This is a genomic window from Variovorax sp. PEI5, assembly GCF_056679935.1.
Genome location: NZ_JBWXPH010000002.1, coordinates 612,516 through 633,705, shown reverse-complemented (window position 1 = coordinate 633,705; position 21,190 = coordinate 612,516). Strand labels below are relative to the sequence as shown.

At 69.8% G+C, this 21,190-nt stretch carries 19 protein-coding genes; 12 read left to right on the top strand and 7 right to left on the bottom strand.

Features of this window, described 5'->3' with window-relative positions; genetic code table 11:
• Nucleotides 1-25: 25 nt before the first annotated feature.
• From mdcA to AC1MLT_RS19300, 7 genes are all read right to left on the bottom strand, one after another.
• Nucleotides 26-1,708, bottom strand: coding sequence for a malonate decarboxylase subunit alpha (mdcA, locus tag AC1MLT_RS19330; protein WP_481035787.1), 1,683 nt, complete (start codon nt 1,706-1,708; stop codon nt 26-28).
• Nucleotides 1,709-1,781: 73 nt separating this feature from the next.
• On the bottom strand, nt 1,782-3,155 hold the full coding sequence (locus AC1MLT_RS19325; protein ID WP_481035785.1) for an SLC13 family permease: 1,374 nt from the start codon (nt 3,153-3,155) through the stop codon (nt 1,782-1,784).
• Between the two features lie 148 nt (nt 3,156-3,303).
• Nucleotides 3,304-4,218, bottom strand: a complete 915-nt coding sequence (locus tag AC1MLT_RS19320) for a LysR family transcriptional regulator (protein WP_481035783.1) — start codon at nt 4,216-4,218, stop codon at nt 3,304-3,306.
• Nucleotides 4,219-4,294: 76 nt separating this feature from the next.
• Nucleotides 4,295-5,092 (bottom strand): tetratricopeptide repeat protein, encoded by a 798-nt coding sequence (locus AC1MLT_RS19315; RefSeq protein WP_481035782.1) that lies wholly within the window; start codon nt 5,090-5,092, stop codon nt 4,295-4,297.
• 125 nt (nt 5,093-5,217) lie between these two features.
• On the bottom strand, nt 5,218-6,963 hold the full coding sequence (locus tag AC1MLT_RS19310) for a glycoside hydrolase family 15 protein (RefSeq protein WP_481035865.1): 1,746 nt from the start codon (nt 6,961-6,963) through the stop codon (nt 5,218-5,220).
• Nucleotides 6,964-7,046: 83 nt separating this feature from the next.
• Nucleotides 7,047-7,940 (bottom strand): SDR family oxidoreductase, encoded by an 894-nt coding sequence (locus AC1MLT_RS19305; protein ID WP_481035781.1) that lies wholly within the window; start codon nt 7,938-7,940, stop codon nt 7,047-7,049.
• Between the two features lie 102 nt (nt 7,941-8,042).
• Nucleotides 8,043-10,196, bottom strand: a complete 2,154-nt coding sequence (locus tag AC1MLT_RS19300) for a fused MFS/spermidine synthase (RefSeq protein ID WP_481035780.1) — start codon at nt 10,194-10,196, stop codon at nt 8,043-8,045.
• A 514-nt stretch (nt 10,197-10,710) separates the two neighbouring features.
• Between AC1MLT_RS19300 and AC1MLT_RS19295 the strand changes: the two genes are divergently transcribed.
• The 12 genes from AC1MLT_RS19295 to AC1MLT_RS19240 all read left to right on the top strand — a co-directional run bounded on the left by AC1MLT_RS19295 (nt 10,711) and on the right by AC1MLT_RS19240 (nt 21,162).
• Nucleotides 10,711-11,010 (top strand): hypothetical protein, encoded by a 300-nt coding sequence (locus AC1MLT_RS19295; RefSeq protein WP_481035778.1) that lies wholly within the window; start codon nt 10,711-10,713, stop codon nt 11,008-11,010.
• Complete coding sequence (locus tag AC1MLT_RS19290) at nt 11,007-11,639, top strand: hypothetical protein (RefSeq protein WP_481035777.1); 633 nt, start codon at nt 11,007-11,009, stop codon at nt 11,637-11,639. The genes AC1MLT_RS19295 and AC1MLT_RS19290 overlap by 4 nt, the downstream gene beginning before the upstream one ends.
• Nucleotides 11,636-12,364, top strand: coding sequence for a hypothetical protein (locus tag AC1MLT_RS19285; protein ID WP_481035776.1), 729 nt, complete (start codon nt 11,636-11,638; stop codon nt 12,362-12,364). The genes AC1MLT_RS19290 and AC1MLT_RS19285 overlap by 4 nt, the downstream gene beginning before the upstream one ends.
• A gap of 214 nt (nt 12,365-12,578) precedes the next feature.
• Complete coding sequence (locus tag AC1MLT_RS19280; RefSeq protein ID WP_481035863.1) at nt 12,579-13,223, top strand: TetR family transcriptional regulator C-terminal domain-containing protein; 645 nt, start codon at nt 12,579-12,581, stop codon at nt 13,221-13,223.
• 143 nt (nt 13,224-13,366) lie between these two features.
• The gene (locus tag AC1MLT_RS19275) at nt 13,367-13,954 is read left to right on the top strand and encodes an NAD(P)H-dependent oxidoreductase (protein WP_481035774.1); all 588 of its coding nucleotides are present in this window, start codon (nt 13,367-13,369) and stop codon (nt 13,952-13,954) included.
• A gap of 28 nt (nt 13,955-13,982) precedes the next feature.
• Nucleotides 13,983-15,350, top strand: a complete 1,368-nt coding sequence (locus AC1MLT_RS19270; protein WP_481035772.1) for an amidohydrolase family protein — start codon at nt 13,983-13,985, stop codon at nt 15,348-15,350.
• A 62-nt stretch (nt 15,351-15,412) separates the two neighbouring features.
• Nucleotides 15,413-16,279, top strand: a complete 867-nt coding sequence (locus tag AC1MLT_RS19265; RefSeq protein ID WP_481035771.1) for a creatininase family protein — start codon at nt 15,413-15,415, stop codon at nt 16,277-16,279.
• Nucleotides 16,280-16,416: 137 nt separating this feature from the next.
• Nucleotides 16,417-17,430: an ABC transporter substrate-binding protein gene (locus AC1MLT_RS19260; protein ID WP_481035770.1), complete on the top strand. Its 1,014-nt coding sequence runs from the start codon at nt 16,417-16,419 to the stop codon at nt 17,428-17,430.
• Between the two features lie 46 nt (nt 17,431-17,476).
• A complete protein-coding gene (locus AC1MLT_RS19255; RefSeq protein ID WP_481035768.1) occupies nt 17,477-18,277 on the top strand; it encodes an ABC transporter ATP-binding protein in 801 nt (266 codons plus the stop codon).
• A 110-nt stretch (nt 18,278-18,387) separates the two neighbouring features.
• Nucleotides 18,388-19,200: an ABC transporter permease gene (locus AC1MLT_RS19250; RefSeq protein ID WP_481035862.1), complete on the top strand. Its 813-nt coding sequence runs from the start codon at nt 18,388-18,390 to the stop codon at nt 19,198-19,200.
• A gap of 100 nt (nt 19,201-19,300) precedes the next feature.
• Complete coding sequence (locus AC1MLT_RS19245; RefSeq protein ID WP_481035861.1) at nt 19,301-20,689, top strand: FAD-binding oxidoreductase; 1,389 nt, start codon at nt 19,301-19,303, stop codon at nt 20,687-20,689.
• Nucleotides 20,690-20,727: 38 nt separating this feature from the next.
• A complete protein-coding gene (locus AC1MLT_RS19240; RefSeq protein ID WP_481035859.1) occupies nt 20,728-21,162 on the top strand; it encodes a RidA family protein in 435 nt (144 codons plus the stop codon).
• The last annotated feature ends 28 nt before the right edge of the window (nt 21,163-21,190 follow it).

Genomic DNA, 21,190 nt, shown 5'->3' with positions numbered 1-21,190 from the left:
GTGCCATTGCCAATGCCATGGCGTGTCACCAGTTCCTGAAGCGCCGGGGCGGCTGGTAGAGCCCGCCCGAGGCGCGCACCAGGTCGCGCATGCTGCGCGCGGCCAGCAGGTTGCGCGTCGCCTGGCGCGGGTCGATGCCCAGGTCCTGCGGCCGGCGGATGACGCCGCGGTCGCGCAGGTTCTCCACCGCCCGCCGGTCGCGCGCCAGGCCGACCGCCGTGTAGCCGGCGACGCCGCGGATCGCCTGCTCGCGCTCGGCGTCGCTGCGGCACAGCAGCAGGTTGGCGATGCCTTCCTCGGTCAGGATGTGGGTGACGTCGTCGCCGTAGATCATGATCGGTGGCAGGTCCATGCCGGCCTGTTCCTGCAAGGTCCAGGCATCGAGCCGGTCGACGAACGCGGGCTGCATGTGCTCGCGGAAGGTCTCGACCATCTGCACCACCAGCTTCTGCCCGCGTGGCGTGCCGGCCGCGCCGGTGCGGCCGGCGCGTGCCTCGCGCCCGGCCTTGAGCCAGGCCGGGCTCGAATGTCGTCGCCCGCGCGCGTCGGCGCCCATGTTGGGCGCGCCGCCGAAGCCGGCGATGCGGCCGAGCGTGGCGGTCGAGCTGTTGCCGTCGAGATCGATCTGCAGGGTCGAGCCGATGAACATGTCGCAGGCGTAGTGGCCGGCGGCCTGGCAGAAGGCCCGGTTGCTGCGCAGGCTGCCGTCGGGGCCGGTGAAGAAGACATCGGAGCGCGCGCGGATGTAGTCCTCCATGCCCAGCTCCGAGCCGAAGGAATGCACCGACTCGACCCAGCCCGCCTCGATCGCCGGGATCAGCGCCGGATGCGGATTGAGCGCCCAGTGCTTGCCGATCCTGCCTTTGAGCCCCAGCGACTCGGCGTAGGTCGGCAGCAGCAGCTCGATGGCCGCCGTGTCGAAGCCGATGCCGTGGTTCAGGCGCTGCACGCCGTACTCGGCGTAGATGCCCTTGATGGCCATCATCGCCATCAGCACCTGGATCTCGCTGATCTGCGCCGGGTCGCGCGTGAACAGCGGCTCGATGAAGTTCGGCTTCGGCGCCTTGACCACGAAGCCGACCCAGTCGGCCGGGATGTCGATGCGCGGCAGCGTGGTGGTACGGCCGTCGACCAGCTCGTTGACCTGCGCGATCACGATGCCGCCGGAGAAGGCGGTGGCCTCGACGATGACCGGCGTGTCCTCGGTGTTGGGGCCGGTGTAGAGGTTGCCCTCGGCGTCGGCCGCGTGCGCGGCGACCAGCGCCACCTGCGGCGTCAGGTCGATGAAGTAGCGCGCGAACAGTTCGAGGTACGTGTGGATGGCGCCGATCTGCAGCCGCCCGCCCGAGACCAGCCGGGCCAGCCGTGCGCCCTGCGGCCCGGAGAAGCTGAAGTCCAGCCGCGAGGCGATGCCGTTCTCGAACACGTCCAGGTGCTCCGGCAGCGCCAGCACCGACTGCACCATGTGCAGGTCGTGCACCTTCTGCGGATCGAGCGCCACCAGCGCGCGCGCCAGGAAGTCGGCCTGCTTCTGGTTGTTGCCTTCCAGGCAGACGCGGTCGCCGGGCTCGAGCACGGCTTCGAGCAGGTCGCCGATGGCGTCGGTGTCGACGCGCTTGCCGGCGAGCCGGGTGCCGAGCGCGGCGGCGGCGCGGGCGAGCCGCTCGGCGCGCCGGTCGGCCTTGGAGGTCCAGGAGCGTGGGTTCATGGCGTGATGTTGGGGAGTCGGAGGGACGAAGTCGATCGGAGAAGGGCGCGAGGGGGAGGTGGCGCGTGGCGCGTCAGAGCACCACGAAAAGGAACCACACCACCACCGGCGCCACCAGGGTGACGATGGCGCCATACACCATCAGCTGGCGGAAGAAGACATCGCGGTCGACGCCCCTGGCATTGGCCAGCACCAGGGCGCCATTGGTGGAGAACGGACTGACGTCGACGATGGTGGAGGACACCGCCATGGCCGCGATGAAGCCGATGGCGCCGACGCCGGCATCGCCCTGCAGGAAGGGCACCGCCAGGGGGATCAGCGAGCCCAGCACGGCGGTCGAGGAGGCGAAGGCCGACACCACGGCGCCGACGAAGCACAGCAGCAGCGCCGCGATCAGCGGCGAGGTCAGCCCGGCGACGCTGTGGCCGACGAAGTCGATCGTGCCCATCTTGTCCATCACGCCGACATACGTGCTGACGCCGACGATCAGCATGATCTCCGGCCACGACACCTGGCCGAGCGCGCGCTTCTGCAGGTGGGGCGCCATCAGCGTGAGCAGCAGTCCGATGGTGATCGAGACGAAGCCGATGTCCTGCTTGAAGAACAGCGTCAGCACCGCCAGGGCGACCAGGCCGGCGACGGTGGTGATCTGATGGAGCCGCGAGCCCTCGGCGGCGGGGTCGGCGGCCGGGGCGTCCATGAGCGAGGCGGTGTCGGGCGAAGCGGTGCGGCGCTCCTCGCCGAAGGACCCGCCCTCGGCGTCGCCATGGACCTGGGCGCCGCCCTGGCCATGGGCGACGCGGCGCACCGGCGCCATGGCGCCGATGGCGTCGGCGCGCTGGCGCAGCAGCTTCATGCCGCCGAACATGAGGAACAGCAGCAGCGCCACGCTCAGGTTGACGCCCAGGCTGGCCAGCATGGTGGCCGTCTCGTCGAGCGGCAGGCCGGCCTTGGCGACGATCTTGTTGGTGATGCCGCCATAGATGCTGATCGGCGAGAAGCCGCCGCCCTGCGCGCCGTGCACCACCATCAGGCCCATCAGCAGCGGACTGATGCCGTACCTGGCGGCGAAGCCCAGCGCGATCGGCGCGATGATGGCCACCGCCGCCGGACTGACCGCGCCCACCGATGTCAGCAGCGCGGCGATGAGGAACATGATCCACGGGATGGCGGCGATGCGCCCGCGCACCGCGCGCACCGCCAGCCGCACCAGCCAGTCGATGGTGCCGTTGTTCTGCGCCAGCGCGAACAGGTAGGTGATGCCCACCAGCGTCAGGAACAGGTCGGCCGGGAAGCCGCCCATGATCGCCTTGGTGTTCATGCCGGCGACCAGCGTGCCGACCAGGAACGCGCCCACGAAGGCGATCACGCCCATGTTGATGGGCAGGGCGGTGGCGAGCACGAACATGGCGATCAGGGCGTGGATCGAGATCCAGTGGGGGGTCATGGAGCGTGTCTCCGGTGTTTTTTCTCGTCGCGCCGACCGGGTCGCCGCGCACCTGGAGCCGAACGGTACGCATCCGTGGCGGCGCGATCAATGAAGCGCGGCGCGCGACCTTTACGCCGCGCGAAACGATCGAGGGTTAACCCGGCGCTCAGCCCAGGTCGCGTCGCGCCGTGCGGCAGACCGCCAGCAGCGCCAGCAGGTTGGGATCGCGCTCGCGTGTGCGCAGGAAGCTCAGGGTGATGGTCTGGCGCATCAGGTAGCGCTGCTGCAATGGGATCAGCTGCACCTTGCCCGGCATCGCGTGGCGCACCCGCCCCGGCAGCAGCGTGCAGCCGACACCGCCGGCCACCAGGTTCATGAGCGAGAAGATGTCGCCGGTGCGCATGGCCACCTGGGGCGTGAAGCCGGCGACGCGGAAGGCGTCGACGAAGCCGACGTACGTGACGAAGCCCTCGCTCAGCGTGACGAAGCGCTCCTGCGCGCAATCCGCCAGGTCGATTTCCGGCAGCGCCGCGTAGCGCGAGCCGACGGGCGCGGCGAAGTGGATGTCGTCCTCGAACAGCGGCTCGGATTCGACATCGGCCGCGTCCTCGGGACGCCCCAGCAGCGCGGCGTCGATGGCGCCGTCGCGCAGCTTCTGCAGCAGGTCGGCGTTGGAGCCCAGCACCAGTTCGGTCTGCAGGTCGGGCTTGCGCAGCTTCATGCCCATGACCAGCATCGGCACCGTGCGGTCGGTCAGCGAATACAGCGAGCCGATGCGGATGCGGTCGGACGAGTAGCCGGCCAGCTCGCGGGTGGAACGCACGCCCTCGGCCATGGTGTGGAGCACCTCGCGCGCCACCTCGGCCAAGGCCTGTGCGGCATCGGTCGGGTGCAGGTTGCGGCCCTCGTGGCGGAACAGCGTGCAGCGCAGGCCAGCCTCCAGCGCGTGCAGGGCGCGATGCACGCTGACCGGGCTGATCCGCAGCAGCTCCGCCGCGCGCGTGAGGTTGCCGGTCTCCATGAAGGCCAGCAGGATCTCGAGCCGGCGGAAGGTGATGGCTTCGTCGAGGTGGAGGGGCATGGGGAGCTGCTGGAGGACGTCCGATCGTAAGGCCGTCGCGCGCCGTGGCGCCCCCGTGCTAGCCGCGCCAGCCGCGCTAGCCGCGACCGGCCGAGCCGCCCGCGGCGGCGTGGGCGTGGGCAAGAAGTTCGTCGCCGAGCATGCGCAGGCGCGCGTCGGGCGACGCCGACAGCAGGCGGCCGACCTCGTCGAGGAAGCCCGGCGTCGCCGTGGCGGGCAGGCGCCGCAGCCACGCCAGGGCCTCGTCGACGCGGCCGTCGGTGGCCAGCATGCGCGCATGGTGGTACTGGCCACGGAAGTCGCCGCCCTCGGCGCCCCGGCGATACCAGTCCCGCGCCGCTGCCGCATCGCTCGGCGTGCCCAGGCCTTCCTCGTGGTGGCGGCCCGCCTTGGTCATCGACTTGGCGTGGCCCAGGCCGGCCGCCCGCTGATACAGGGCCAGCGCCCGGGTGTCGTCGCGCGGCAGGCCCGCGCCCGAGGCCAGCTGGTTGGCCAGGTTGTGGAGGCCGGCGTCGAGGTCCCGGTCCGCCGCCCGCCGGAACCAGCGGATGGCTGCCTGCAGGTCGCGCGCCACGCCCCAGCCGTTCTCGTAGCAGCGCCCGGTCATGTTCATGCCCATCGCCTCGCCCTGCTGCGCCGCCTTCAGGAACCACGCGAAGGCATCGCGCTGCCGGGGCTGCGATCCCGCCGTGCCACGGCCGTCGAGCAGCCACTGGCCCAGCAGCGCCTGCGCGCCGGCATGACCCTCGCGCGCCGCCGTGGTCAGCCAGGCGAGGGCATCGGATGCCGGCGCATCGAGCAGCGCACGCCATTGCGCGGGACCCATGCGACGCAGGGCGGGGAGGTCGGTGGGCAGGGCGGCGAGGAGGGTCACGGGACGGAACGGCGAGGTGGCGGGGAACGACGCGGTCGATTATTGGGCAAGCCATGTCATGTCATGTCATGTCATGGCATGCCGCCGCGGACGCGAAGCGACTCAGCCGACCGGATGCCGGTGGCTCACCGCGTGTTCGACAGCGTGTCCAGCGCCATCACGTGCGCCAGGTGCGACAGGCCCTGCGGCAGGTTGCCCCGCATCGAGCCATCGACCGGATCGACCATCTCCGCGAACACGCCGAGTCCCTGCGGCAAGGCATCGCCCATGGCCCGCAGCGCGGCCAGCGCGGCCTCGCGCTGGCCCAGCAGGGCGCGCGCCTCGACCATCCAGAACGAGCAGGCCAGGAAGCAGGCCTCCTCCTGGTCGACGCCGCTGTAGCGGTAGTGGAAGGCGCCCCGGCCCAGGTGCCGGTCGATCGCATCCAGCGTCCTGGCCAGGCGGTCCTGGCCGTCGAAGCGGAAGCGCACCGCCAGCGCCAGGGATGCGTCGAGCTTCTCCGAGCCCTGGTAGAACACATAGGACTGGAGGCTCTCCGACCAGCAGTGCTCGCCGATCCAGGCCTCGATGCGATCGCGCTCGCGGCACCAGCGGTCGCGGCAGGTGGTGGGCAGCTGGCCGCCATCGGCCAGCTCCACCGCGCGTGCCAGCGCCTGCCAGCAGCTGATCTTGGAGTTCGTGTAGTGCTGCGGTTCCTCCAGCTCCCAGATGCCCGAGTCCTTCTGGCGCCAGCAATCGGCGCACTGGTCGGCCAGGCGCGACAGCAGTTCGGCGCTGGCGGAGTCCAGGATGTTGCCGCCCGCCACGAAGCGCGATGCCGTCTCGAAGATGTCGCCGAAGACGCCATGCTGGCGCTGCGAGGTGGCGTCGTTGCCGATCTGCACCGGCCGCGAGCGCCGGTAGCCGGGCACGTCGATGACGGTCGTCGGCGGCACCTGCCGGCCCTGCAGCGTGAAGCAGACCTGCGGCCCGTGCTCCTCCAGCCGCTGGAGCAGCCAGGTGAACGCGGCCTTGGCCTCGCCGAGCGCGCCAGCCGCCAGGAAGGCCTTGACCGTGTAGCCGGCATCGCGCACCCAGGCATAGCGGTAGTCGTAGTTCTTGACGCCACCGATGCCCTCGGGCAGCGAGGTCGTGGCCGCCGCGGCGATGGCGCCGGTCGGCGAATACAGCAGCAGCTTCAGGGCCAGCGCGCTGCGCAGGAACTGCGGCCGGGTGCCGCCCTCGTGCTTGAGACGGCGCGCCCAGACCTTCCATTCGTTGTCGGAGACATCGATGCGGTCGTCCAGATCCTCGATGGTGGGAATCACCAGCGGCTCGTCCTCGCCCGCGACCACGGCGACGATTTCGCGCGAGCCGGCCTGGACCTCCAGGTGGCCCACCACGCCCTCGTCGGAGCGGTCCACCGTGACGCCGGCGCTGTGCAGCACCAGGCCCAGGACGCGTCCGACATGGAACACGGCATGCGGTCCGGTCTTCGAGTGATAGGGACTCACCGCGTCGGCGCGGCGGCTGAAGAGCACGCACAGGTCGAAGCGCACCGTGCCCTCGATGCCTTCCACCCGGCGCGCCAGCTCGGCCCATGGTAGGCGGCCGGCCGTGCCGCTGTTGAGCGACTCGGTCAGTCGCGCGGTGCCGGTGTCGGTGACGAAGGTCGTCTCCAGCACGTTGCTGTCGTCGCGATAGCGATGCGTGGCGGTGAAGGCCGCGCGGGGCGCCAGGACGAACCGGCCGCCCTCCTCGGGGTCGAGCAGGCGGTTGAACAATGGCGGCGAATCGAGGTTGGGCACGCACCACCAGTCGATGGAGCCATCGAGGCCGGCCAGTGCGACGGAGCGGCCATCGCCCAGCACGCCATACTGCTCCAGCGGCAGGTAGCCATCGGAGCGGCCCGCATCGGAGGCGGGCCGCCCGTCCTCAACCGGTGCCTGCGTGGATCGTCGGTCTTCGTCGCGGCTCACGCGACACCAGCGCCGCCGGTGACGCCATACACCTCGCCATTGATGAAGCTGCCTTCCTGGCTGGCCAGCAGGACGTACACCGGAGCGATCTCCACCGGCTGGCCCGGGCGGCCGTATTCGCTCTCCGAGCCGAACTTCGTGACCTTCTCGGGCGGCTGGCCGCCGGAGGACTGCAGCGCGGTCCAGAACGGTCCGGGCGCCACGACGTTGGCGCGGATGCCCTTCTTGAGCAGCTGCTTGGACAGCGCCTTGGTGTAGGCGACGATGCCCGCCTTGGTGGTGGCGTAGTCGAGCAGGATCGCCGATGGGTCATAGGCCTGGATCGAGGCGGTGGTAATGACCGACGCGCCGGCCGGCAGGTGCGGCACGGCGGCCTGGGCGATCCAGTGCATCGCATACAGGTTGGTCTTCATGGTCTGGTCGAAGTCCTCGGACGTGACCTTGGAGATGTCCTCGCGGTTCTGCTGGCGCCCGGCGTTGATGACCAGGATGTCGATGCCACCGAGCTGCTCGACGGTCTTGGCGACCATCTCGCGGCACCAGGCCTCGTCGGTGACGTCGCCCGGCAGCGCCAGGGCCTTGCGGCCTTCGGCTTCGATCAGCTGGATGACATCCTTGGCGTCGGCGGTTTCCGCTTCCAGGTAGGAGATTGCGACATCGGCGCCCTCGCGCGCGAAGGCGATGGCCGCGGCCCGGCCGATGCCGCTGTCGCCGCCGGTGATGAGGGCCTTGCGACCCTTGAGCTTGCCGGAGCCCTGGTAGCTGGTCTCGCCGTGGTCGGGGACCGGGTCCATCTTGGCCGCCGAGCCGGGCGGGGTCTGTGGCTGCCACGGGAAGGGCGGCTGGGGATACTGGGTGCGGGGATCCTGGATGGAAAGACGATCTGACACGTTGCGCTCCGATGAGATGGGTGAATACCCTGTTGTCTCGGCGCCGGATCGCTGGCTGTGGCGGCGAACCCTCTGTGTGCGCGTAGGAACACGTCTGGCGCTTCAGCGGTATTTCACGACCCCCAGCAGGTTGTTGAAGTCGTCGCTCCACGGCCGGGCACCCGGCGGGATGGCGATGGCCTGGCCCGCGTCGCCGATGCCGGCGCGGCGCAGGGTCGCCTCGTCGCGCGCCACCAGCACCCATTTCGTCCTACGCAGCAGGATGCTCTCGGGATCGTCGTGCACCAGCACCGCCCGCAGCCCGCGCGCCCGGGCGATGCCGGCCACCACCGGCGCCAGCTCCAGGAGATGGTTGGTGACATGGAAGGCGATGATGCCGTCGTGTGTCATGTGCCGCTCGTAGGCCGACAGGGCTTCGATGGTGAGCAGGTGGATCGGGATCGAATCGCCGGAGAACGCGTCCACCGCGAGCACGTCGAAGGCTTGTGGCGGCTCCGCCTCCAGCGCCAGCCGGGCATCGCCCGGCACGCGTTCGATGCGCGCCGGACTGTCCCCGAGGAAACTGAACTCGCGATCGGCGAGGTCGAACACCTGCGGGTTGATCTCGTAGAAGCGATAGATGTCGCCGGCGCGGCCGTAGGTCGCGAGCGTGCCGGTGCCCAGGCCGATGATGCCGACGCGGCGCGGCGCCTCGCGGGCCGAGTCGATGGCGCGCCCGATGCCCGACGAGTGGCCGTAGTAGGCCGTCAACTCGCGCCGGCGCGCTGGCGCGAGCAACTGCTCGCCATGCTTGACGGCGCCGTGGTACATCCGACGCACATTGCTTTGCGGATCGTCGCGCCGCGTGTCGAGCGTGCTGAGGGTGCCGTAGAAGTTGCGCACCAGCACGCGCGAATCGGCGTGATCGGTGCGGATCTGGGCCGCCAGGCACCAGGCGCAGCCAGCCGCCACCGCGAGAGCGACGGCGCCGGCGAGCAGTCGACCGCGCATCAGCACGATGCCGATCAGGGCCGTCAGCACCAGCCCGATGCCGAGCTCGTAGTAGGCCGGCAGCACCTGCGGAGCGACCAGCCCGACGGCGATGCCGCCCAGGGCGCCGCCGAGCGACAGCATCAGATAGAAGCGCGTGAGATGGCGCGGCTCCGGGCGCAGCCGCGCCATCTCGCCATGCAGGGCCATGCACAGCACGAACAGCCCGCCGACATAGATCGGCAGCGCCGTGAGGATGCTGGCGCCGATGTCGTCCTGCAGGCCGAAGGCGCACAGCAGCAGCATCACCGCCGCGGTCGGCAGGAAGAAGCCGCGCCGGTACCAGCGGTCGCTCTCGAAGCACAGCACGAAGGTCAGCAGGTAGATCGACAGCGGCAGCACCCACAGCAACGGGAGCGCCGCGACATCCTGCGTCAGGTGGTTGGTGATGGCCAGCAGCAGCCAGGAGCCGAGCGCCGGCAGCACCAGCCACAGCAACGGGTCGAGCCCGCCGGGCGCGGCCGTGGAAGCCCGGGTCGTGCTGACATCGGCCCGGTCACCCCCAAGGGCGGCGGCCGGCGTCGCGTGCGGTCCGCCATCGGCCCAGCGCCGCGCGACGTGGAGCGTGGCCGCGCCGCACAGCAGCGCGAACGCGGCATAGCCCCAGGACCAGCCGCGTGCCTGCAGCAACAGCGGGGTGGAGGGCTCGATCAGGACCGGATAGGCCAGCAGCGAGGCCAGCGAGGCCAGGTTCGACAGCGCGAAGTAGCGATAGACCCGCGCCCCCCATGGCGTGCGCGCGACCCACGACTGCACCAGCGGCCCGGTGGTCGACAGCAGGAAATAGGGCAGGCCGATGGTGCCCAGCAGCAGGCCCAGGATCCACAGCGTCGGGTCCTCGCCGCCGGTCGGCTTCCAGCGCGTGCTGGTGACGATCGGCAGGAAGGCCAGGCTCGCGAGCAGCAGGCCGATGTGCAGCCCCGCCTGCGCCTTCATGCTCAGGAAGCGGGTGACCGCGTCGGCATAGGCATAGCCCGCGAGCAGCACGACCTGGAAGAACACCAGGCAGATCGACCAGACAGCCGCCGAGCCGCCGAACCAAGGCAGGATCTGCTTGGCGATGAGGGGCTGGACCAGGAACAGCAGGAACGCGCTGCCGAAGATGGTGGCGACGAAGAGCAGCCGCGCGCCGCGCGCCGAGGGCGCGGCCCCATCCCGTGGCGGCCGTGGCGGCGCGCCGGCCGGCGGGTGCATGGGTTCCCGATCGTCGATGCGGATCTTCGTCATTGGCTGGGCTCCCTGGTGACTGCCGATGCGCTGGCGATCATCGGGCGCGTCCGACCCCGCTCCGTCTGAAAAGCGTGCCGCCGCCCGCGCGGCGACTACGATCCGCGCCATGACCCGTGCGATCTCCCGTGCCGCCGCCGACCGCGAGGCGTCCTCCATCCGGTCCCGGGCCTCTGACTAAGAATCCGCGATCGAGACAGAAGCGAAAGTTCGATGACACGGTTTGAACCACTGAAGAGGAAACAGGAAAAAAATGCACAGACGTTCATTCATCCGCGAAGGCGACACCCTGACTCCAGGAGGCGGTAGGGTTCAACCCAGGCCTCAGCCATTCGCCTCGACATATGACGAGAGGCTTGCTTGTTTCGAGGGCGACCCCGTGTATTGCGATGCGTGCAACAGCTGGGGCGTGACCCGGTGCGTGCCGCCTTTCCGCCCCCACACGGACCCGGATGGACGGCAGGCGAACCTCGATGGGGATCTATGCATCTGCAGATGCCCGACCCCGCCACGTTTGAAGGCCCTGTTCGACAACGTCGGCATGGATTTCGATGGGCATGAAATCATGGGCATGCCGGGAGCGATTCCATGGCGAGCGTATGCGGGTCATGCCATGGAAGAGCATGAGATCTTTTATGAAGTGGTCGACGCCGAAACGGGAAAGCCAATCGGCGGCATGGCATACAAGATGACGAGCGCAGGCCGGACGATGATCGATGGTGCCAGTCTGGAATGCGGGAAGAGCAATTCATATTCCATCAACTTGCATCCGAATCTGGCCTTCATCACATGGATCGATGGCAATCGAAAATGAATGACAACCAGATGGATGACGATGTCCGTCTGCTGGCGGCTCTGGCCTACGGCGAAGCGTCAGTGGCCAACGATTCGAATGAAATGGGTGGGATCGCTTTCGCTGTCGCCAATCGATGTCGAGCCTGGGGTGGCAAGACGGTCAGGGAACTGAAGGCGGCCGATCCCAACTATGCCTATGCATGGAATGGATCCAATCAGCGTTTCAACAAGTTCATGAAAGCCGGAACGGACGTCGTCAAGAAGGATGCGGGCATGATGGCCGCGCTCAGTGGCGCAAATGCTGCCTTGGCGAACAGGGGCGTTGATCCGTCGAATGGCGCCCTGTTCTGGGACGGGGTGGATTTCGGGGTCGATCGGTATGGCAGTGACAACTCGGCTCATCCCAAGCGAAAGGATGGCTTCAGATATGGAGATCCCTCCCACAATATTTTTGGTGTCGAAGAGAGTGCGCGGAAGGTTGTCGTCCGATGGAAGATCAGGAACAAAAGAACGGGTGAGGTGGTCGATGGAGCCGAACGCGGCCGTTATGACGCCGTATGGATTTCCACGGCCGCACATGGGAAGACGATTTTTTGGAAGCACCCCGAAGACTATTTGAGGGCGACCGCTGGAAAGGCATATCGGTGAGATATCTCTTCGCTCTGTGTTTATGCATCGCATGCTCGCCAGCTCGTTCCGAGCGGGTCTTCACCAGTTACGACGATTACTACAATGAATTGAGTGGCCCGGTATTCTCCGGAAATCCACTCGACAAGCCCGATGAAAGCTATTCCCTGAAAGACGAACACGGGTTCTGCGGCGAGAAGGATTCATGTCAAGACCATCGTGGAAAACTTGGCCTCAGGAGGATCGTCGTGACGACCAGTCTGGTCGGCGGGGGATTCAGGATCAATGGCCGGCAGTTCGACTACGAATCCGCCCGATTGCTGTCGGGTGCTGAAAAACCATCGAAAGATGCTCCTCTCTACGACGTGTCGGTGTATGTCGCAACGGGTTTCGAGAAGCGCCCGGCCATGATCTGCATCCAAGGACGGTACATGGGTTCCGGCAGGTTCAGAACGATGGAGGTGTACGTGGTTTCGAACCCACTGGGCAAGCGAGACAGGACTCGACTCTTTCATCTTCCTCATTTGCACTCGTCGTGTCTTGGCATAAGACAGGAGCTGGATGGTTCCGTGAGTTACCCCGAAAACAGATACATCACCGAGAACGGGCGGGCGGTGGGTCTGTCGATGAAGCGGACATCGCTCAACTTCAATGAGTCCAGTCAATCGAGGCCATCGGGTTCGGAGGAAGTGGTGAGGTTTTCCGAGCCGGACGATCCTTTCAGTTTCACCCGAACGAGGCCTTGATCTTTTCTCGTCGGGTTGCGGCAAGTCGCAACTGCGTCGTCCGCGATCATCGGGCGCGTCCGACCCCGCTCCGTCTGAAAAGCGTGCCGCCGCCCGCGCGGCGACTACGATCCGCGCCATGACCCGTGCGATCTCCCGTGCCGCCGCCGACCGCGAGGCGTCCTCCATCCCGTTCCTGCACCCGGCGCCATCGGCCGGCTCCACCACCCGCCAGATGCCGGCGCCCGAAGGCCCGTTGTCGCGCGCCCGTCCGGGCCGCGAGCGCATCCTCCAGGCCATCCGCGCCGCCGCCATCGCCGAGTTCAGCCTTCATGGCCTGCGCGGCACCTCGACCCAGGCGATCGCCGCCCGCGCCGGCCTGACCAAGCCGCAGCTGCACTACTACATCGCCGGCAAGGAGGAGCTCTACGAGGAATTGCTGATGCAGTGCCTGCACGACTGGAAGGTGGTGTTCGCGTTCGAGGGCCCGGCCGACGACCCGGCGGCGGTGCTGGCCGACTACGTGCGCAAGAAGCTGGCGCATGCCTTCGACGCGCCGGAGATCTCGCGCATCTTCACGCGCGAGGTGCTCGATGGCGGGCGCAACCTGGCGCGCTACTGGCCCAACGCGCGCGGCTGGACGCAGGCCAAGGTCGATGTCATCGACGGCTGGATCGCGCGCGGCCTGATGCGGCCGCTGGATGCCCGCATCCTGCTGATGCACATCTGGGCCATGACCCAGAGCTATGCCGACTACGCCCTGCAGACGCGGGTGATGCTCGATGTCGCGCCGGACGCGCCGCTGGAGCGCGCGCCCATCGAGCGCGAGCTGGTCGGCTTCGTGCTGGCCGGCTGCGGGCTGACGCCACCCGGCGCCTGAACCCGCCGGGCGCGGCGCCGCCCGCGCGCTTGCCGGCTCGTCCGCCGGCCCGCACCGGATCGGGTGCGCGCCATCGCGGTGCATGCGCGCTGGCACATGGCTTGCTTAATCTGACCAGTTGCTCTGATTAAGCGGTCAAGCCCATGCGCGTCCTCGTCGTCTACTGCCATCCGGTCGAAACCAGCTTCCATGCGGCGCTGCACGGGGAGGTGGTGCGGCGACTGCGCGAGGCCGGGCACGAGGTCGACGATTGCGACCTCTATGCCGAGGGCTTCGATCCCGTGCTCTCGCGCGCCGAGCGCCTGGGCTATCACGAGGTGCCCTCCAACCGCGAGCCGCTGCGGGCGCAGGTCGAGCGGCTGCAATGGGCCGAGGCGCTGGTGCTGTGCTTCCCGACCTGGTGCTTCGGCCCGCCGGCCATGCTCAAGGGCTGGTTCGACCGCCTGCTGATGCCGGGCGTGGCCTTCGACATCAGCGACCCGGCCGATGTCAAGCCGATGCTCACGCACATCCGCCGCATCGCCGCCGTGGTCACCTATGGCCGGCCGCGCTGGATGGCCTGGTACATGGGCGACCCGCCGCGCAAGCTGGTCACGCGCTACCTGCGGCGCCTGACCGGGCAGCGGGCCCGGGTCGACTACCACGCCTGCTATCACATGAACGTGGCGACGCCCGAGCGGCGCCGGCGCTTCAAGGACCACGTCGGCCGCGTCATGGCGCGCTTCGCCTGAGCCGCCGCCCGATCCCGAAACGGATGCCATGAACGCCTCGCCCGTCTCCTTGCCGAGCTTCCCGACCTCCCAGGCCCCGGCCGGGCCGGCCGCGCCATCGACCATCGACCGCCTGCGCCTGCCGCGCTGGCTGCTGCCGACCGACTGGCCACTGCGCGATGGCGTCCCCGGACTGGCCCACCTGACGCTCGAGCGGGGCCGCATCGCCGCGCTGCGGCCGGCCATGCCGCAGCCGGGCGGCGCCGGCGCGGACCCGGCCGACTGGGACGCCGCCGGCGCGCTAATGCTGCCGGGCTTCGTCGATGCCCACACGCACCTCGACAAGAGCTTCACCTTCGGCCGCATGGGGCCAGTGCGGCCGGGACTGCTCGGCGCCATCGACGCCATGCTGGCCGACCGCGTCCACTGGACGCCGGCCGACGTGCGCGAGCGCGCCGCGCGCGGCCTGCGCTGGGCCTGGGAGAGCGGCACCACGCGCCTGCGCAGTCACGTCGACTGGTGGGAGCCCGATGCGGTGCCGGTGGCCTGGGACGTGCTGCGGGAGCTGGCCGCCGACTGGCGCGGCCGGGTGCGGCTGGAGCGCGTGGCGCTGGTCAAGCTGCCCCTGTTCGAGGACCTGGCGCAGGCCCATCGCCTGGCGCGCACCATCGCCGACAGCGGCCCGGACGCGCTGCTCGGCGGCTTCGTGCATTCCACCAACTGGAGCGAGACGGCCCTGCGCCACCTGCTGCTGGCCGCCCAGGCCTGCGGGCTGGATGTCGACCTGCATGTCGACGAGGAGCTGACGGCTTCGGCCACCGGTCTGGCCACGACGGCGCGGCTGCTGGGCGAGATCGGCTTCGAGGGCCGCGTGGTCTGCGGCCATGCCTGCGCCCTGGCGGCGCAGTCCGAGGCGCTGGCGTTGCGCACGCTCGATGCCGTGGCGCGCGCCCCGATCACGCTGGTCTCGCTGCCGGCCACCAACCTGCTGCTGCAGGACGCCACCACCGGCCGCACGCCGCGCCAGCGCGGCCTGACCCTGGTCAAGGAGGCGCGCGAGCGCGGCATCCCGCTGCTGTTCGCCAGCGACAACGTGCAGGACCCGTTCTGCCGCTCCGGCAGCTTCGATCCGGTCGAGGCGCTCGGCCTGGCGGCCCTGGTGGCCCAGCTCGACGAGCCGTTCGATGCCTGGTCCGACACCATCTGCCGCGCCGGCTGGCTCGATCGCGGCCGGCCCGGCATGCCGTCGCTGGTCGGCGCGCCGGCCGACCTGGTGCTGTTCACGCAGGCCGACGCCCATGGCTGGCCGTCGCGCGGCGGCGCGCGCGTGGTGCTGCGCGACGCCCGCCGGACCCAGGGCGAGGTGCCGCCGGCCTGGCGGACGACCCATCACGACGCCCTCACGGCGCCGGCCTGATCCGGCCGCCGCTCGCTTCCCTCCTTCCTTCATCCGCAACGACCGACCCGAGGCTCCCTCCCATGCTGCACGGCTACATCCCGCCCCGACGCTTCCTGCCCTACCTGAGCTGGCCCGAGATCGCGGCCCTGCCGGACCGCGGGAACACCGTCATCGTGCTGCCCTGCGGCGCCATCGAGCAGCACGGGCCGCACCTGCCATGCTCGGTCGACAGCGTGATCGCCTCGGGCGTCATGGGCCGGGCGCTGGAGAAGCTGCCCGAGTCGGTGCCGGCCTTCGCCATGGCGCCCATCACCTATGGCAAGTCGGAGGAGCACCTGCATTTCCCCGGCACCATGACATTGACCGGCACCACCCTGCTGGCGACCGTGACGGAGATCGGCGAATCGGTCTATCGCGCGGGCTTCCGCAAGCTGCTGCTGGCCAACGGCCATGGCGGCCAGCCGCAGGTGCTGGAGATGGCGGCGCGCGAACTGCGGCTGCGCCACGGGGACTTCGTGGTGGTCCCGCACGGGGTCTCGCGCCTGCCCAACGCCTCGGGCCGCCAGATCAGCGAGCGCGAGCGCAAGCTGGCGATGCACGCCGGCCATTCCGAGACCGCATTGATGCTGGCCCTGGCGCCGGAGACGGTCCGCATGGCGCATGCCGTCGCCAACTACCCGGAGGCGTTCCCGATCTCCCTGCTGTCGCCGGACGGTCGCCCGGCCTGCGCCTGGACGGCGCGCGACTTCGGCCCCAGCGGCGTCATCGGCGACCCCACCAGCGCCACCCGCGAGCAGGGCATCGAGATCCTGGAGACGCTGTCCGACAGCTGGGTGCAGGCCCTGACCGAGCTGCACGCCTTGCGCTGGGTGGTGCGCGAGGAGGCGACCTGGGAGCGCGGCGCCTACCAGGGCTTCATCGAGCCGGCGCGCGCCATGGCGGACTGAGGCGCGTTCCTTGCATCGACGCCGCTGGTCGATTTCGGCCTTTGCTGGTCCGGACTCCGCTCATCCTGCCCCTTTCCGATCCATCGCCGGTCGATCCTGATCCTCGTCACTCCCCACCTCCATTGAAAGGTCCCACCATGCGCCTGCCTTCCGCCTTCCGTCCCGCCGCGCTCGCCGGCCTCGCCGCGCTCGTGGCCGCGACCCTCGCTCCGCCGGCCCGGGCCCAGTCCGACGCCCCGGTCGAGAACTTCACCTACATGACCAACTGGTACGCCCAGGCCGAGCACGGCGGCTTCTACCAGGCGCTGGCGCAGGGCATCTACAGGAAGCACGGGCTGAACGTGACCATCCGCATGGGCGGCCCGCAGGTCAACATCACCCAGATCATGGCCGCCGGCCAGGCCGACTGCGTGATGGGCTCGAGCGACATCCAGATGATGCAGACGCGCGAGGGGGGCGTGCCGGTGGTCAACGTGGCGGCGTTCTTCCAGAAGGACCCGCAGGTGCTGATCGCGCACGACGACGTCAAGCGCTTCGAGGACCTCAAGGGCAAGACGATCCTGATCGGCGCCCAGGCCAACCGCGGCTACTGGCCCTGGCTGAAGGCCCGCTTCGGCCTGACCGACGAGCAGGCGCGGCCCTACACCTTCAACATCCAGCCCTTCGTGGCCGACAAGAACGCCGTGCAGCAGGGCTACCTGACCTCGGAGCCCTTCGCCATCCAGAAGGCCGGCGTGAAGAGCACGGTGCTGATGTTCAGCGACTTCGGCTATCCGGCCTACGCCACCACCGTCTCCTGCATGGAGCGCACGCTGCAGGGGCGCGGCAAGCAGGTCGCCGCCTTCATCAAGGCCTCGGCCGAGGGCTGGAAGAGCTACCTGGCCGATCCGGCGCCGGGCAACGCCCTGATCAAGAAGGAGAACCCCAACATGACCGACGAACAGCTGGCCTACAGCGTCGCCAAGCTCAAGGAGATGGGCATGGTCACCGGCGGCGATGCCTCGGCCCTGGGCATCGGCGTGCTGACCGATGCGCGCGCCAAGGCGAGCTACGACTTCCTGGTCGCGGCCAAGCTGCTCGATCCGGCCAAGGTGCCGCTGGCGGCCACCTATCGCACCGAGTACGTGCGCGACGCCCGGGTCATCCCCTGAGCCAGGGCCTCGGCCCGCATCCGTCCGCACCCACCCGGAGCCCCGCATGAACGTCCCATCCCCCGCCTACGCCAAGCCCGCCGTCGAGGTGCTGTCGGCCGAGAAGACCTATCCCAATGGCACGCAGGCCCTGCTGCCGGTCGACCTGACCATCGCCGAGGGCGAGTTCGTCACCCTGCTCGGGCCCTCGGGCTGCGGCAAGAGCACCCTGCTCAAGATGGTCGCGGGCATGCTGGAGCCCACCGACGGCCGGCTGCTGGTCTGGCGCAAGCCGGTGCAGCAGATCGATGCCAGCGGGCGCCGCATGGCCTTCGTCTTCCAGTCGCCCACGCTGATGCCGTGGGCCAGCGTGCGCACCAACGTGCGCCTGCCGCTGGACCTGGCCGGCGTGCCGCGCGGCGAGGGCGATGCGCGCGTCGACGAGGTGCTGGCGCTGGTCGGGCTCGACCGTTTCGCCGCCGCGCTGCCCAGCGCGCTGTCGGGCGGCATGCAGATGCGGGTCTCGATCGCGCGCGGGCTGGTGACGCGGCCCGACCTGCTGCTGATGGACGAGCCCTTCGGCGCGCTCGACGAGATCACGCGCCACAAGCTCGACGCCGAGCTGCTGGCCCTGTGGCGCGAGAAGAAGCTGACCGTGATCTTCGTGACGCACTCGATCCACGAGGCGGTGTTCCTGTCGACCCGCGTGGTGATGATGGCGGCGCGGCCCGGTCGCGTGGTGGAGCAGTTCGTCATCGACGAGCCGCATCCGCGCACGGCGGACTTCATGGTGTCGCCGCAGTTCAGCCGGCATGCGCGGCGGCTGCAGGACAGCCTGCTGCGCGCCAGCACGGAGCAGGTCTCGTGAGCGCGGTGGTCGAGTCCGCCGTGCCGGCGACCAGCCAGCGGCCCGCGCCGGTCGCGGTGCCCGCCCCGGCGGTGGCCGTCGCCGCGCCCGTGGTCGAGGCATCGCCCCGGATGCCGGCGCGCCGGCGGCCGCCGCTGCTGGGCCGCCCGCGCGTCCAGCGCGTGGTCTATCCGCTGCTGGTGGGCGTGGTGCTGGTGGCGCTGTGGCAGATCGCCGTCACGGCGATGGAGCTGCCGCCCTATCTGGTGCCCTCGCCGCTCCTGATGATGCAGACCCTGGTCACCGACTGGGTGCCATTGGGCAACGCGCTGCTGGTGACCTTGAAGATCACCCTGCTGTCCTTCGCCGTGGCCACCGTGGCGGGCGTGCTGATCTCGTTCCTGTTCGTGCAGAGCAAGCGCATCGAGACGGCGCTGTTCCCCTACGCGGTGCTGCTGCAGGTGACGCCGATCGTGGCCGTCGCGCCGCTGATCATCATCTGGGTGCGCAACCCGACGGCGGCCATGACGATCTGCGCCGCGCTGGTCGCGCTGTTCCCCATCATCAGCAACACCACGCTCGGCCTGCGCAGCGTCGACCCCGATCTGCAGGCCTACTTCCGGCTCAACCGGGCGACCCGCTGGCAGCAGCTGGTGCGCCTGCGCATCCCGAGCGCGCTGCCGTACTTCTTCGGCGGCCTGCGCATCTCTAGCGGCCTGGCGCTGATCGGCGCGGTGGTGGCGGAGTTCGTCGCCGGCACCGGCGGCTCCGGCGCCGGCCTGGCCTACCAGATCCTGCAGGCCGGCTTCCAGCTCAACATCCCGCGCATGTTCGCCGCGCTGCTGCTGATCTCGCTGACCGGCGTGGCCCTGTTCGCGGCCATGGCCTGGCTGACCCAGCGCGCGCTCGGCGGCTGGCACGCCAGCGAGCTGTCGCAGGACTGACGCGCCGCCGCCGCCGCCCGCACCCCTTCTTTCCGAGAACGCCATGAACGCCATCCCCGACCCGACCCCGAACGACCCGCCCGCCACCATCCTCGCGCTGATGGACGAGCTGCCCGATCTCGACTGGATCACCGACGCCGGTCGCGTCGCCCGGCTGTCGCAGGACTTCGCCTGGTTCAGCCCGGTGCTCGACCGCCAGCTGAAGGACAAGCGCGCCGATGCCGTGGCGCGCCCCCGCACCGAGGACGAGATCCGCGCCCTGGTCGGCGCCTGCGCGCGCCATCGCGTGCCGATCACGATCCGCGGCAGCGGCACCGGCAACTATGGCCAGACCACGCCACTGGCCGGCGGCGTGGTGCTCGACATGAGCGGCTACAACGCCTTGCGCTGGGTGCGCCCGGGCGTCGCGCGGGCCCAGGCCGGCATCCGCCTGGGCGAGCTGGAGAAGCAGGCCCGCGCCACCGGCCAGGAACTGCGCTGCCTGCCCTCGACCTATCGCAGCGCCACGCTTGGCGGCCTGTTCGGCGGCGGCTTCGGCGGCGTCGGCTCGATCAACTACGGACCGCTGGCCGCGCCGGGCAATGTGCTGGGCCTGCGCGCCATGACGATCGAGGCCGAGCCGCAGGTGGTCGAGCTGCGCGGCGCCGAGGCCATGCGCATGCATCACCTGTGGGGCACCAACGGCCTGGTGCTGGAACTGGAGATCGGCCTGGCGCCGGCGCATCCGTGGCTCGAGACCCTGGTCACCTTCGACGACTTCGCGCCGGCCCTGGCCTTCGCCGATGCGCTGGCGCGCGCGCCCGGCCTGGTCAAGCGCGAGGTGGCCTTCCTGGCCAGCCCGGTGCCCGACCACCTGGCGCAGCTGGCCGAGTACCTGCCCACCGGCTGCCACGCCGTGCTGTCGCTGGTGGCGGAGCCGGGCGAGGAGGCGCTGCGCGCGCTGGTCGAGGCGCATGGCGGCGCCATCGGCTACCGGCGCGATGCCGCCGAGGTGCACAAGAGCAATCGCACCCTGATGGAGTTCACCTGGAACCACACCACGCTGCATGCGCTCAAGGCCGACAAGTCGCTGACCTACCTGCAGAGCAGCTTCGTGCCCGGCCGCCAGGTCGAGCAGATCACGCAGATGGAGGGCCTGCTCGGCGGCGAGGTGCTCATGCATGCCGAGTTCCTGCGCAACCTCGATGGCTTGCTCACCTGCAGCGCGCTGCAGCTGGTGCGCTTCACCACCGAGGCGCGGCTCGACGAGATCATGCAGATGCACCGCGACCGGGGCGTGCGGATCAACAACCCGCATGTCTTCATCGTCGAGGATGGCAAGGCCGGCGGTCCGCTGCCGCCGGAGGTGATCGAGACCAAGCGGCGCTTCGACCCGCACGGCCTGCTCAACCCCGGCAAGCTGCGCGACTGGCCGGTGCGCCCGGCCGCCGCGTCGGCCCCGGCCCTGCCGTCCGCCGCGCCGGCGGAGGTGGCTGGAGCCGTGGCGTGAGTGGTGTCGTGAGTGGTGGCGCGTCGATCGGCGCGCCGATGGCGAACTACGCCGCCGCGCGGCGCGTCGGCGACTTCGTCTTCATGAGCGGCGTGGTGGCGGTCGATCCGGCGCGCCGCCAGGCCATCGCCGGCTACGACGACCTGCCCGAGAGCGCCCGCATCGCCCTGCGCGCATTGGGCTACGACACCGGCCAGATGTCGGTCGATGTCTACGAGGCGCCGGCCGTGGCGCAGAGCTGGTTCGTGCTGGAGCGCATCCGCCAGCTGGCCGAGGAGGCCGGCGGCGGCATGGGCGATGTGGTCAAGCTGGTCCAGTACTTCCGCGACCTGCGCCACTACCCGGCCTACAACCGCGTGCGCGGCTTGTTCTATCCCGATGCGCCACCGGTCAGCACGGTGGTCGAGGTGTCGCGCTTCCTGCCCGGCGATGCGCTGCTGATCGAGGTCGAGGCGACGGCCTACCTGCCCTGAGCGCGGCCGCTCCGCCGCGCGTCGCGCC

Excerpts from the sequence above, each read along its gene's own strand:
- AC1MLT_RS19240 (WP_481035859.1), top strand. The coding sequence starts at position 20,728 with ATGGCGAACTACGCCGCCGCGCGGCGCGTCGGCGACTTCGTCTTCATG.
- AC1MLT_RS19280 (WP_481035863.1), top strand. The coding sequence starts at position 12,579 with ATGCCGGCGCCCGAAGGCCCGTTGTCGCGCGCCCGTCCGGGCCGCGAG.
- AC1MLT_RS19290 (WP_481035777.1), top strand. The coding sequence starts at position 11,007 with ATGAATGACAACCAGATGGATGACGATGTCCGTCTGCTGGCGGCTCTG.
- mdcA (WP_481035787.1), bottom strand. The coding sequence starts at position 1,708 with ATGAACCCACGCTCCTGGACCTCCAAGGCCGACCGGCGCGCCGAGCGG.
- AC1MLT_RS19245 (WP_481035861.1), top strand. The coding sequence starts at position 19,301 with ATGGACGAGCTGCCCGATCTCGACTGGATCACCGACGCCGGTCGCGTC.
- AC1MLT_RS19250 (WP_481035862.1), top strand. The coding sequence starts at position 18,388 with ATGCCGGCGCGCCGGCGGCCGCCGCTGCTGGGCCGCCCGCGCGTCCAG.
- AC1MLT_RS19255 (WP_481035768.1), top strand. The coding sequence starts at position 17,477 with ATGAACGTCCCATCCCCCGCCTACGCCAAGCCCGCCGTCGAGGTGCTG.
- AC1MLT_RS19300 (WP_481035780.1), bottom strand. The coding sequence starts at position 10,196 with ATGACGAAGATCCGCATCGACGATCGGGAACCCATGCACCCGCCGGCC.
- AC1MLT_RS19325 (WP_481035785.1), bottom strand. The coding sequence starts at position 3,155 with ATGACCCCCCACTGGATCTCGATCCACGCCCTGATCGCCATGTTCGTG.
- AC1MLT_RS19265 (WP_481035771.1), top strand. The coding sequence starts at position 15,413 with ATGCTGCACGGCTACATCCCGCCCCGACGCTTCCTGCCCTACCTGAGC.
- AC1MLT_RS19270 (WP_481035772.1), top strand. The coding sequence starts at position 13,983 with ATGAACGCCTCGCCCGTCTCCTTGCCGAGCTTCCCGACCTCCCAGGCC.
- AC1MLT_RS19275 (WP_481035774.1), top strand. The coding sequence starts at position 13,367 with ATGCGCGTCCTCGTCGTCTACTGCCATCCGGTCGAAACCAGCTTCCAT.
- AC1MLT_RS19320 (WP_481035783.1), bottom strand. The coding sequence starts at position 4,218 with ATGCCCCTCCACCTCGACGAAGCCATCACCTTCCGCCGGCTCGAGATC.
- AC1MLT_RS19260 (WP_481035770.1), top strand. The coding sequence starts at position 16,417 with ATGCGCCTGCCTTCCGCCTTCCGTCCCGCCGCGCTCGCCGGCCTCGCC.